Here is a 13531-nt window from a genome sequence, read left to right as displayed (position 1 = left end):
AATTCTAAACTAAGCCCCACTAAAAATGCTTAAGATTATTTTATTTCTTTTTTTCACCTCTTCTCAAGCCCCTCCTTCGGAGGGGTTGGGGAGGCTTATATGTTTTCTATAATTAAAGCAGAAGCTCCGCCTCCACCATTACAAATACCTGCTGCACCTAACTTACCTCCATTTTGTTTTAACACGTTAATTAAGGTGACAATAATTCTTGAGCCTGAGTTTCCAAGTGGGTGTCCTAAAGCTACAGCTCCACCATTTACATCTACTTTTGCAGGATTTAAGTTTAACATTCTAGTATTTGCTATACCTACAACAGAAAAGGCTTGATTCAATTCCCAATAATCAATATTATCAACCGTTAATTTTGCTTTTTCTAACGCTTTATTTACTGCCAATGTTGGAGAAGTTGTAAACCACTCAGGTGCTTGAGCAGCATCAGCATAGTTTACAATTTTAGCAAGAGCTTTTAATCCCAATTCTTCCATTTTTTCTTTACTCATTAAAATGAGTGCGGAAGCACCGTCGTTTAATGTTGAAGCATTTGCAGCAGTTACCGTTCCTTCTTTATCAAAAACAGGGCTTAATGCTGGAATTTTATCCATTCTAACATTCAAATACTCTTCATCTTTTGAAACAATGATGGCATCACCTTTACGTTGAGGAACTTCTACTGGAACGACCTCTTCGTTAAATTTACCAGCATCCCAAGCTGCTGCAGATCTTTTATATGATTCTATCGCAAAATTATCTTGCTCTTCTCTACTTATCTTTTTTTCTGTTGCACATTTTTCGGCACAAACACCCATGTGTACTCTGTTGTAAACATCCGTTAAACCATCTTTAACCATTCCGTCAACCAACTTAATATCACCTAGTTTAACACCATTTCTAGCGTTGTAATAGTGAGGAACCATACTCATGTTTTCCATACCACCAACCACAACACAATTGTTATCGCCAGCCATAATGGTTTGAGCACCCAACATAATTGCTTTCATACCCGAAGCACACACTTTATTTACTGTAGTACAAGGTACATTTTGATTTAAACCAGCAAAAATAGCTGCCTGACGAGCAGGAGCTTGTCCTAAATTAGCTTGAAGTACATTACCCATAAACACTTCATCAACAACATCAACACTTATGTTTGCTTTTTTAATAGCTCCTTTAATTGCAGCTGCTCCTAATTTTGTTGCTTCAACAGTTGATAAACTTCCCATAAAACTACCTATTGGAGTTCTTGCTGCGGCTATAATATATACTTCTTTCATACTTTTTTTGGTTTAAATTCCTTACTTTTTTTAGCGTTACGAAGTTAGGTATTTCAAGTTAAATGTCTAAACAAAAAAACATTAATTTACTTTTGATTATTAAGGGTAAAACTTTTAGAATTACTTTTACTTTTTAATTTGCAATTTAATGTCGGATAAGTTATTAAATAAAGTAAGAGATAAACACGAGTTTATTTTAAAGCTGTTGATATTTTTAGCTGCAATTACCCTTGTTGTATTCTTGTTTCCGCGTGAAGGAAAATTCAAATACGAGTTTCAAAAAAACAAAGCTTGGGCTCATCAAGATTTATATGCTCCTTTTGATTTTGCTATTTTAAAATCAAAAAAAGATATTGAAAAAGAAAAAACTCAATTAAAAGCCTCTCACCTACTCTATTTTAAAAGAAGATTAGATGTGGAGAAATTATCGTTAAGCGATTTTAACGTAAAATTAAATGAGTTGGCAACTAACAATGTAAACATTAAATCAAATAAACCAGCCTTTTTAAATATTGGAACTAAAATACTGCATCAAACTTACAACATTGGTATTTATGAACCCTCAAGCGATTTAGTTAACATTAAAGAGAACCACCCTGTTTTACTTTTAAACGAACAAAATATTGGTGAAGAGTTTGCTTTTAGCGATTTACTTACTAAATCCGAAGCTTTTGATAACATCAGTAAAGAGTATAACACCATTGATTCTGCGGTTATTGATTTAATAAAAAGTTGTTTACACGAAAATGTAATTTACGACGCAAAACTAACCAACGACCAACTTAACAACGATTTAAAAAACATTTCTACAACTCGTGGAGGTGTTTTAAACGGACAAAAAATTATTAGTACAGGCGAGGTTATTAACGACAAAAAATTCTTGATTTTGGAGTCGCTAAAAAACGATTACGAAACAAAGTTGGGTAGCAACACTTCTTTTGTTTGGATTTTAATTGGTCAGTTTATTATCATTTTCATCATATTTTATACACTTTTTGTTTTTCTAAAAAACGTATCAAACAAAGTGTTTTACGACAATAAAGACATTGTTTTCTTAACCTTAGTAATGGTTGGTTTTTTACTGCTCACCTTGTTGGTGTTAAAGTTTTCGAGCCTTAACGTGTATTTAATTCCTTTTTGTTCCTTACCTATTTTGATTCGAACATTTTTTGGAAACCGAATTGCCTTGTTTGTATATGTAATCACCATTTTCATTGTCAGTTTTATTGTACCCAACCCTTTTGAATTTGTATTGATTGAAATTGTAGCGGGTATTATTGCATTGTTTACCATTTTAAATGTAAACAAACGCTCGGAATTGTTTTTTACCGCCTTAACCATTTTTATTGCCTACTCGTTAATTTTTATTGGCTTTTCTATTATTCAAGAGGGCTCTATTTACTCCATAAACTGGAAAAACTTAAATTGGTTTGCGATAAGTGCTGGTTTAACGGTTTTTTCTTACCCTTTTATTTATGTGTTGGAAAAGATTTTTGGTTACATTTCGGATGTTACTTTGTTAGAATTATCGGATACCAACAACAAACTTTTACGTGAACTAAACCTAAAAGCACCAGGAACGTTCCAGCACTCTTTACAAGTTGCGAATCTTGCCGAAGAAGCCAGTAGAGCAATTGGTGGAAATCCACTTTTGGTTCGTACAGGTGCGCTGTATCACGATATTGGTAAAATGTTGGCTCCTGCATATTTTATCGAAAATCAATCGTCGGGCATAAACCCACACGACGATTTAAGCTATGAAGAAAGTGCTACCATTATTATTAGCCATGTAATTAACGGTGTTGAAATTGCTAAAAAACACCAATTGCCCGAACAAATTATTGATTTTATTAGAACGCACCACGGAACCTCAAAAACACAGTATTTTTTACGTTTGTTTGCTGCCGATAACCCCGATTTGAATATTGATGATGAAATTTTTCAATACCCTGGCCCTATTCCGTTTAATAAAGAAACCGCTATTTTAATGATGGCGGATAGTGTTGAAGCCGCTTCGAGAAGTTTAAAAACCTATACCTTAGAAACCATAACCGATTTGGTAACCAATATTTTAGATGCTCAGGTAAGAGAAAACCAGTTTATTAATACCGATATTACCTTTAAAGATGTTACAGTAGTAAAAAAACTGTTTATTAAAAAACTGATGAACATTTACCATGTTCGAGTGGAATACCCTAAATAATTTATTTTAATTCCAGTAGTGACTTTAGAACTCCGTCAATAACTAATCCCATTTTTGAAAAATCTAAAGATTCAAGCACATCTGTTTTTTCGTGATAATTCTTATTCCTATAGAATGCCGTATCAGTTATCATTAAGGAACTAAATCCAAATTTCCAATAATTTAAATGATCAGAAAAATCTATTCCTGGCAATGATTTTGGTCCAGTAAACTTTTTTGTATTTATTATTTTAGTTTTTTTAAATTCTTTAGAAAACCTTCTTGCAAAAGAACCTTTTCCAAACTTATTTACTAAAGTTATATAATTTCCCCTATTCCCATAAAATAATGATAAAATACCAAGAGGATAAGATTGTGTTCTTTTTTCTTCTTTAAAGTATCCAATCATTTCTAATGAAACCATACCATAAACATCAACATTATTATCAATCAATGATTTTGCATGAACATAACTCCCCATAAATTCAGTTCGAAAATACGGAGGCTCTTCTATAGTATAAGCTACTAATTCTATTTTGTGATTTAATTCTTTTCCACTCAGCTCTTTAGCTAATTGAAGAAGACCAACAATTCCACTTGCATTGTCATCTGCACCTTCTTGGTTTCCACATACGTCGTAATGAGCTCCTACAACAATTGTCTTTAATTTTTCAATTCCAAATGAACAGATTACATTTTTATAGGTTATTTTATCGACAATATATTCTTGAAAATAGACAGTATCGGCGTACTTCTGAAAATGATTGAAAATATAATCTGCAGTATTATTTAATAACTCGACATTTTTATAATTTCTATACCCATTTGTCTTTGTGATAGCAATTAAATGATTTTTAATCTGAGAGGTATCAACTTGATTGTTCGCAAAGCCTGACCGGTTTAGGACACTCGAAAAAATTATTAGTAGTATGAACTTCATTATTTAATTCCCTCCACCAGTAGCAGCACCTTTTGTTGTTTTAACTTTTACACGTGTTTTTTTATTGTGTTTGGCTCTAGCTTTTTGAGAAATGGCTTTTTTCTTTTGCAATTCTTTTTCTTCCTTTTTAGCTGCTTTTCGTGGGTTGGTAGCGTCTTTGTTTTCTTTTCTTAAATCATCTGCCAATTGTACGCTCATGGGTTTGTTTCGTCTAACACCAGTATCGTAGTGTCCCATTTTTTTGTTTCGGGTAGTTCTCCCCTGAAACATGTTGTTTTGGTCTAATTTTTTACTACACGAGTATATAGGCATCAATCCTATAACTAAAACAATAAGCGAAAGTATTTTTAGGTATCTGTTCATAATTTTAAATCTAATTGTAAAGATGCTATTAACAATAGTTCAACAAGCTCACTATGACATTTTAATCATATTCATTTAATAACGTATTAATGTCGTTAATTAGTCTGTCCACGTCATTTTCTGATGTTCCATCGTAAAAACCTCTTATTCGTTTTTCCTTATCAATCAACACAAAATTTTCGGTATGTATAAAATCATCTACTCCTCCATCGCCTTCTGTTATTGCTGCAAAGTAGGTTTTACGGGCTAAATCATAAATCTGTTTTTTATCGCCAGTTACTAAATTCCATTTGCTTGCATCAATGTTGTGTTTTTTAGCATATTCACTTAAAACAGGTACCGAATCGTTTTCGGGCATAACGGTATGTGATAAAAACAACACATCGTTATTCGATTTAAACTCACTGTAAACACGAAACATTTGTTTGGTCATTTTTGGGCAAATGGTTGGGCAGGTAACAAAAAAGAAATCGGTTACATAAATTTTGTCTTGGTAATCTTTTTCAGTAATGGTTTTACCCTCTTGATTGATTAAACTAAACGCACCCACTCGATGCAATTTAGTTACCCCTTGCACCGATTCATCAACCAACTTTGGGTTGATATCGGATGGATTAAATACTGGTAGTACCTTAGGCTTAATTAAAAAATAAGCGACAACCATTCCTATAACAACAATAGCCGCTGCTGGAATTAATCTCTTCATTCTTTAATTTTAAAACGTTGTTCTAAAACCTGTTGTAACAATTCTGTATCTAATTTTTTACCAACAATCGTTTTATCTTTATCCAACAAATAAATTTGGGGCGTTGTAAAAATATCGTAGGTGGTAGAATAGTTCAAACTTTTTACATCAGTATAACCGCCTAAAACGTATTCATTTACCTTCATTTGGTCTTTATAAACCTCTTGTGGAACAGCTACATTGATAAAATCTAATTTATTGTCTCTAATAAATTTTTTCCAAGCATCGTTATGGTCAGAGCTTACTGCATAAACCGAAACACTATTATTTTTTCTAATTTTCTCGAAATATTCTGCCAATTTAGGTAGTTCTTTTTTACAGTGTCCACACTCTGGGTCCCAAAAAACAAGTATAGTTAACTCCGTAGGAATTTTATACATGCTTTGCCAAACACCAGCAGTATCTAATAAACTTAAGTTGATGGCTTTTTTACCTATCAACAAAGGTTCTTGTATTTTAGCTCTTTCTTGTATTTTTTCTATTTGTGCAGAATCTACCCAAAATGCCAATTCGTGCGTATAATATTTTAATGCCATGTGTACAAAAACAGCATCCATTCCCATAAATTTAGATTTCTCAAACGTATTGGTAACGTAATGAACGGTATATTTATAAATTTCTGAACCAAAAGTAGTTTTAGATATTATTTTATCTGCTTCTGCATTTATAGAATCAGGGTGTTGTAAAACAATTTTATTGAAATACTTCTCTAATTTATTGTGATAAATTGGAGTTCTCATCAATCGATCATCTTTAAAGTCAAATTCATCCCAAAAATGATCTTTAAAGTAATAGTACTTCTTATATCGAATAATAGAGTCATTTTTCTCTTCTGAAAACTCAGGAATTTCTGGTTCTTTCATTGCTTTAAAAGTTGCCGTAACAAATGAATTTGGATAATTTACCATTATATCACTTCTAAATTTTATCACCTCTTCATTGATTCTATCCAACTGAGCTTGTATTTCCTTTTTTTCCGCTTCTGGAGTCTTTTCATCATTCATTTTACTCTGTAATTCCATCATTTTTTGCTGTTTATCCCCAATAAACAACATATTCTTAAAGAAAATTTTATTTTCTTCTGACTTCTTAATTACCATGTTCTTCACATAGTTTAAGGTATCCGTCTCTAATTCAATAAAAGGTTCTGTTACAACCAATTCAAACAACTGCATATTGTTGTAAATAATTGTATACATCCCTCCAGGTAAGGGCTCTTTACCTTCGAACACACACATACCGTTTGCATCTATTTTGGCGGTGTCTTTATAATATTGTTTGTTGCCAAAATAATTACCTAAATAAACGGTACTATCTTTTAACCCTTTAAATTTAATTTTGATTTTGTAGCCATCGTTACCTGCCAATGCAGTTAAACAAAAGCTCGAAATGATTGCAATAACTAATAGTTTCTTCATAACTTTATAAAAATTATTTAGTGTTTCAAATTTAATGATATAATTGGCTTTAACAGTCAACACAAGTATTTTAACAAACTTTTAACTTGAATACCTTTATTCTATACTTATCAATTATTTTGCCAGCTGTTGTAATTAGCTTAGGTATTGCATTATATGTTTTTCAGGAGCGGTTAATTTTTCATCCTTTAAAGCTGTCGCAAAAACACTTGTTTAAATTTGAACCCGCATTTACTGAGATAAACTACACTACAGAAGACGGTAAAACTATTAATGCGCTGCTTTTTAAAACAAATTTAAAAGCAAAAGGAATAGTTTATTACCACCACGGAAACGCCGACAATCTTGAGTATTGGGGTGTACGAGCTATTGATTTTACTAGTCGTGGTTATGATATTTTGATGTATGATTATAGAGGCTTTGGAAAAAGTACAGGTAAAGTAAAAAATGAAAAAATGATTATGGCTGATGCCTTGATGATTTACAAAAAGTTACTTTACGACTATAAAGAACGTGATATAATCATCTATGGAACTTCACTAGGCACAGGTATTGCTACTCGTTTAGCACACGAAAACAATCCTAAAATGTTAATTCTAGAAACACCCTATTTTAATTTTTATGATGTCTCTAAGTTTCATTACCCCTACTTGCCTAATTCTATCCTTCTCCATTATAAATTCAAAATCAACAAATTGTTGCCCGAATTAAAAATTCCGATTTACATCTTTCATGGAACAGAAGATGAAACTGTTCCATACAATTCCAGTGAACGATTGGTTCAATTATCAAAAAACATTGAATTGATTACCATTAAAAATGGTTCACATAGCAACTTAAATACGTTTCATCTTTATCATGAAAAATTAAGCGATATTTTGGATTAAACCATTGCTCTTTTGAACTCCGAAGTGGTATGGAATGTAATTTCAGGATAATCGTTTTGAGCACTTTGTAATAAAAAAGCGGTTTGTGCTAAAAACACATAATTTCCATCTTTATCCGTTGCAATATATTGAGCTTTTCTTCGAATAAAATCATCGAGTTTAGCATCATCATCACAAGTCATCCAACAAGCCTTATACAACGACTTAGCCTGAAATTCAGCAGAAGCACCATACTCATGTTGTAAACGATATTGGATAACCTCAAACTGAAGTTCTCCTACTGTACCAATAATTTTACGATTACCGGGTTGTTGAGTAAACAACTGTGCAACTCCCTCGTCGGTTAGTTGCTCAATTCCTTTTTCCAATTGCTTGGTTTTCATTGGGTCTTTGTTTATCAATTCCTTAAATATTTCTGGAGAAAAACTAGGTATTCCTTTAAACTCCATTTTTTCACCTTCGGTTAAGGTATCGCCAATTTTAAAAATTCCTGTATCGTACAAACCAATAACATCACCAGGAAAAGCTTCATCAATAACACTTTTATCTTGAGCCATAAAACTGGTAGGATTACTGAATTTTATTTTTTTATCGTTTCTTACGTGATGATAAAATTTGTTTCGTTCAAATTTTCCAGAACAAATACGTAAAAATGCAATTCTATCTCTATGGTTTGGGTCTAAGTTAGCGTGTATTTTAAATACAAAACCACTAAACTTATTATCTGTAGGGTCAACAATTCTCATTGTAGTTTCTCTTCCACGAGGCGATGGTGCAATTTTAATAAAGGTATCTAACAACTCTTGAACACCAAAATTGTTTAATGCACTACCAAAAAATACTGGTGCCAAAACTCCTTCTTGATATTTTGAAACATTAAACTCATCATAAACCCCTTCAATCAATTCAATATCTTCCCTTAGCTTAGCAGCAGGTTTTTCTCCTACTTGTTGTTCTAAAACTGGGTCATTAACATCCTTAATTGAAACAATATCTCGTTCTACTTTTGTTTTATTACTATTAAATAAATTCAGGTGTTTTTCATACATGTTATACACACCTTGAAAAGTAGCACCAATACCAATTGGCCAGCTTAAAGGACGAACTTTTATATCTAAAACACTTTCAATTTCATCCAACAAATCAAATGGGTCTTGCCCCTCTCTATCCATTTTATTGATAAAAACAATAACTGGTGTGTTTCTCATTCTACACACTTCCATCAGTTTTTTGGTTTGTGCTTCTACACCATTAGCACAATCTATCACCAAAATAACACTATCTACAGCAGTTAACGTTCGGTAAGTATCTTCAGCAAAATCCTTGTGACCAGGAGTATCTAAAATATTAATTTTTACATCTTTATAATTGAAAGCCATTACAGAAGTTGCCACCGAAATACCTCTTTGCTTTTCAATTTCCATAAAATCGGAAGTTGCTGTTTTCTTTATTTTGTTAGATTTAACAGCACCTGCAGATTGAATAGCTCCACCAAAAAGCAATAATTTTTCGGTTAAAGTTGTTTTACCAGCATCAGGGTGACTAATAATACCAAAGGTTCGTCGTTTCGAAATTTCTTGTTGTAAACTCATAATGCTGCAAAAGTAATTTTTTTAAGTTCAATTTGTTCATAATTGGTTTTAGTTTGTAGTCAGATTTGTTAAATATTGTGATACCTTAGCTTGAAACATAAAACTATAAATATGAAAAAAATTATTTTATCGACTGCTGGTTTATTTGCATTGAGTTTAATCATTATTTCTTGTAGTTCAGAAAGTGATGTATTAAGCTCTTTTTCGAAAAGAAAATACTTGAAAAATTTTAAAGAAAGTAAAAAAACGTATGAAATTAATATTGAAGAACAAATTGCTTCGGTAGAAGAAGTAAAAGAAATTAAAAGTAGTGAATCTAATACTTCTAACTCAGTTGAAACAATTGAAGAGTCTGAAAATAACGTAGTATTGACTCAAGAAACTGTTCAAAAAGCCATTGCTTTAACTCCAAAAAAAGTAAGTAAACAACTTGAAAAGGAATATAGAAATTGGGATAAATTCAATAGAAATTATTCTACTGAGTTATTAGCTTCTAGTAAAGAATATAATTATGTTACTCTTAATAATAGTTCTGCAAGAGTTAATGAAATTGTTTTAGCTATCTTGGCAATATTTATTCCGCCTTTAGCAGTATTCTTGTTTGAAGATTCTATTACTGCAAATTTTTGGGTTGACTTATTATTAACTTTATTATTCTGGCTACCAGGAATAATCTTCGCATTCTTAGTGATTTTTGCTGGAGTTTCTTTGTAGCAAAGAAATAATAAACAAAAAAAGCCAACCTTTCGGTTGGCTTTTTTTGTTCACAATCTGTGCTATTACTTTTTATCTTCAGTTACTTCTTCAAAATCTACATCTGTAACTTCATCGCTACCATTTGAAGAATTCTCTGCTCCTGCTCCACCAGCTTGTTGGTCGGCTTGTTGTTGGGCATTATACATTTCTTGAGAAGCTGCTTGGAAAACAGTATTCAACTTTTCAATTCCAGCTTTCATACCTTCTAAATCTTTTGCTTCGTGAGCTTTTTTTAGCTCAGTCAAAGCATCTTCAATAGGTTGTTTTTTGTCAGCAGGGATTTTATCTCCATACTCTTTCAATTGTTTCTCAGTTTGGAAAATCAAACCATCAGCCTGATTTAACGTGTCAGCATTTTCTTTAGCTAATTTATCTGCATCAGCATTTTCTTCAGCCTCACGTTTCATTCTTGCAATTTCATCTTCACTTAATCCCGAAGAAGCTTCAATTCTAATACTTTGTTGCTTTCCAGTAGCTTTATCTTTTGCAGAAATATTCATGATACCATTTGCATCAATATCAAAAGTTACTTCAATTTGAGGTACACCTCTTGGTGCTGGTGGAATATCGGTTAACTGAAATCTACCTAACGACTTGTTATCTTTTGCCATTGGTCTTTCTCCTTGTAACACATGAATGTCTACTGCTGGTTGATTATCAGATGCTGTAGAGAATGTCTCCGACTTTTTTGTTGGAATAGTTGTGTTTGCTTCAATTAGTTTAGTTAACACGCCACCCATTGTTTCAATCCCTAAAGAAAGAGGCGTAACATCTAACAACAATACATCTTTTACTTCTCCAGTTAAAACACCTCCTTGAATAGCTGCTCCAATAGCAACAACTTCATCAGGGTTAACGCCTTTACTTGGCTCTTTACCAAAAAAACTTTTTACTGCTTCTTGAATAGCTGGTATTCTAGTAGAACCTCCAACCAAAATAACTTCATTAATATCTGATGTAGAATAACCAGCATTTTTTAAAGCCGTTTTACAAGGAGCAATGGTTCTTTTAATTAAATCGTCAGCTAATTTCTCAAACTGCGCTCTATTTAATGTTTTAACTAAGTGTTTTGGTCCTGCAGCAGTTACCGTTACGTATGGTAAATTAATTTCTGTTTGATTAGTGCTTGATAATTCAATTTTAGCTTTCTCTGCTGCTTCTTTAAGTCGTTGAAGAGCCATTGGGTCTAATCTTAAATCCACATTTTCTTCTTTTTTAAACTCATCAGCCAACCAATCAATAATTACCTGGTCAAAATCGTCTCCACCTAAATGTGTATCTCCATCAGTTGATTTTACTTCAAATACTCCATCACCTAATTCTAATACCGAAACATCATGTGTACCACCACCGCAATCAAATACAATAATTTTTAAATCTTGGTTTTTCTTATCCATTCCGTAAGCCAATGCAGCTGCGGTTGGTTCGTTAATGATTCTTTTCACTTTTAAACCTGCAATTTCGCCAGCTTCTTTAGTTGCTTGGCGTTGTGCATCGTTAAAGTATGCAGGCACCGTAATTACTGCTTCATTTACAGTTTGACCTAAATAATCCTCAGCAGTTTTTTTCATTTTTTGCAAAATCATTGCAGAAATTTCCTGAGGTGTATACAACCTATCATCGATTTTTACTCTTGGTGTATTGTTATCTCCTTTTACAACTTCGTAAGCTGATCTTTTTATTTCTTCAGCAACTTGATCGAACGAGTTTCCCATAAAACGCTTAATAGAAGCGATTGTTTTTTTAGGGTTAGTAATAGCTTGGCGTTTAGCTGGATCACCAACTGCTCTCTCTCCGCCTTCCAAAAATGCAACAATAGAAGGAGTTGTTCGTTTACCTTCTGCGTTAGGAATAACAACAGGTTCGTTTCCTTCCATTACTGAAACACAAGAGTTGGTTGTTCCTAAATCTATTCCAATTATTTTACTCATAATATTTATTTTTAATTTTTAGATTTTTTAATTTGGTTGAAGCATTTCAAACCTTATGCCATTAGGAAAGATTAGTGTATAAAAGAAATATTGGCACTAAACCGCTAATCAACAATAAATATTTGTCAGGTTTAATGACTAATTGTCATAAAAAAAAGCTATTAACTTTTAATTAATAGCTTTTTCAATATTTTAAGAATTATTAAATTATGGATTAAAAGTATCCCAATTTGCTACTTGATCTTCACACCTTGGCGCTGGCGGTTGAATAGGTAATGCCGCATTATAATTTCTTGGGTTACAAAAATCCAATCCTAAAGCTAATAACTTCTTAAGTGTATCATCATGGTAATTTACTTGTCCATCTGAATTAAACCCATAAACACTTTGAGGTGCAGGTGTCGTTAATACGATAATACTTCTAGATGAAAATACACCTAACCCATTTACTAAATTAGTAAATTCAGGCTTGGTTTGATTCACTGATGTTGATGGCTCATTTACAGCTATATAAGTACTCAAGTCTGGTCCAGCAACTATAATTTCTAAAGTTCCATTATTAATTCGTCGACTACTTAAATTAGGTACAGTAGCTGGAATACTAGAGAGTAGTGCAGAGAAAAAGCTATTCCCGTCCATTTCAAAAAGAAGTGGCTCACCACCATCTAAAGAAGTTGTTTTTTGTTCTCCTAAGGAAATTTTTACTTTTTTATCTACAGGAGCAACATTTGTATCGTTATAATGCTCTGTATAATTAAAAATAAAATTAACTTTTACTCTACCTGAGTTTAATTGTGGTTTAATCGAAAAGGTATGTGTAAAATTAGATCCATTGGAATTTGCAACCCTAACTTTTGTCATTTCTTGTAAATTAGGCAAACTTGGGTCATTTACAATTTTAGTTGAAGAAGTAACTTCCTTGCCTAATTTATTATTTACTATTTTTAATTTGTAGGTATAATCTTGTCTTAGGTTAGGTTCAACAAATTTATATAGCACATTTTGAGTTTCATCAAAAACACCATTATCTTTTGGTATTTCGTTTATTGTTCTAGTCAATGAGTAAGATCTTTTAAAAATATCAGAAGCATCATATTCATCTACAGTAACATTTAACTCACCATCAGCATAGTAATAATTACCACCATTATTAGCTAAATCAGAAGCATTACCTTCTCCACTGAATGCTTTGGTAATCTTTATGTAATGTGTGGTATCATTTGGATTTAACAACCCGTAAACCACTGTAATATCTTTGTATTCGGCTAAGGTGTCTATTTCAGTTTCACATGAGCTTAATAAAATAAGTCCAAAAAATAAATATAATAGGTTCTTTTTCATGTTGTCATTTTTAATCACTACAAATTTATCATTTATAATTTAAACAAACATATTTTGTAGTTTTGCTTTCTATATATTTTATAAAAGGTTATTATCAATAATAAA

11 protein-coding genes are annotated in these 13531 nt (G+C 32.1%); 3 read left to right on the top strand and 8 right to left on the bottom strand.

All coding sequences use genetic code 11. The annotated features are described in order from the left end of the window. Positions 1-95 precede the first annotated feature (95 nt). Positions 96-1271 (bottom strand): acetyl-CoA C-acyltransferase, encoded by a 1176-nt coding sequence (locus H6589_04930; protein ID MCB9173932.1) that lies wholly within the window; start codon positions 1269-1271, stop codon positions 96-98. A 148-nt stretch (positions 1272-1419) separates the two neighbouring features. On the opposite strand from H6589_04930, the gene H6589_04925 reads away from it, so the two are divergent. Then, positions 1420-3474, top strand: a complete 2055-nt coding sequence (locus H6589_04925; GenBank protein MCB9173931.1) for an HDIG domain-containing protein — start codon at positions 1420-1422, stop codon at positions 3472-3474. A 1-nt stretch (position 3475) separates the two neighbouring features. Here the strand turns inward: H6589_04925 and H6589_04920 are convergent, their stop codons facing one another. From H6589_04920 to H6589_04905, 4 genes are all read right to left on the bottom strand, one after another. Further along, positions 3476-4393, bottom strand: coding sequence for a M28 family peptidase (locus H6589_04920; protein ID MCB9173930.1), 918 nt, complete (start codon positions 4391-4393; stop codon positions 3476-3478). A 3-nt stretch (positions 4394-4396) separates the two neighbouring features. After that, positions 4397-4756, bottom strand: coding sequence for a hypothetical protein (locus tag H6589_04915; protein MCB9173929.1), 360 nt, complete (start codon positions 4754-4756; stop codon positions 4397-4399). A gap of 61 nt (positions 4757-4817) precedes the next feature. Further along, positions 4818-5462, bottom strand: a complete 645-nt coding sequence (locus H6589_04910) for an SCO family protein (GenBank protein ID MCB9173928.1) — start codon at positions 5460-5462, stop codon at positions 4818-4820. After that, the gene (locus tag H6589_04905; protein MCB9173927.1) at positions 5459-6919 is read right to left on the bottom strand and encodes a redoxin domain-containing protein; all 1461 of its coding nucleotides are present in this window, start codon (positions 6917-6919) and stop codon (positions 5459-5461) included. The genes H6589_04910 and H6589_04905 overlap by 4 nt, the downstream gene beginning before the upstream one ends. 86 nt (positions 6920-7005) lie before the next feature. Between H6589_04905 and H6589_04900 the strand changes: the two genes are divergently transcribed. Then, positions 7006-7806 carry an alpha/beta fold hydrolase gene (locus tag H6589_04900; GenBank protein MCB9173926.1) on the top strand — a complete coding sequence of 267 codons (801 nt, stop codon included), beginning with the start codon at positions 7006-7008 and terminating at the stop codon, positions 7804-7806. Here the strand turns inward: H6589_04900 and H6589_04895 are convergent. Further along, the gene (locus tag H6589_04895) at positions 7803-9398 is read right to left on the bottom strand and encodes a peptide chain release factor 3 (protein ID MCB9173925.1); all 1596 of its coding nucleotides are present in this window, start codon (positions 9396-9398) and stop codon (positions 7803-7805) included. The two genes, H6589_04900 and H6589_04895, sit on opposite strands and share 4 nt — an antisense overlap. A gap of 111 nt (positions 9399-9509) precedes the next feature. On the opposite strand from H6589_04895, the gene H6589_04890 reads away from it, so the two are divergent. Then, positions 9510-10112 (top strand): YqaE/Pmp3 family membrane protein, encoded by a 603-nt coding sequence (locus H6589_04890; protein ID MCB9173924.1) that lies wholly within the window; start codon positions 9510-9512, stop codon positions 10110-10112. Positions 10113-10177: 65 nt separating this feature from the next. Here the strand turns inward: H6589_04890 and dnaK are convergent, their stop codons facing one another. Both dnaK and H6589_04880 read right to left on the bottom strand, forming a co-directional pair. Continuing rightward, on the bottom strand, positions 10178-12085 hold the full coding sequence (dnaK, locus tag H6589_04885) for a molecular chaperone DnaK (GenBank protein MCB9173923.1): 1908 nt from the start codon (positions 12083-12085) through the stop codon (positions 10178-10180). 207 nt (positions 12086-12292) lie between these two features. Then, complete coding sequence (locus H6589_04880; protein MCB9173922.1) at positions 12293-13426, bottom strand: DUF4249 family protein; 1134 nt, start codon at positions 13424-13426, stop codon at positions 12293-12295. Between the last annotated feature and the right edge of the window lie 105 nt (positions 13427-13531).

This window comes from Flavobacteriales bacterium, from assembly GCA_020635795.1.
Classification (GTDB): Bacteria; Bacteroidota; Bacteroidia; order Flavobacteriales_E; family Vicingaceae; genus Vicingus.
The sequence above is the reverse complement of the archived record's forward strand: the minus strand, read 5'-3'. Positions and strand labels throughout refer to the sequence as shown.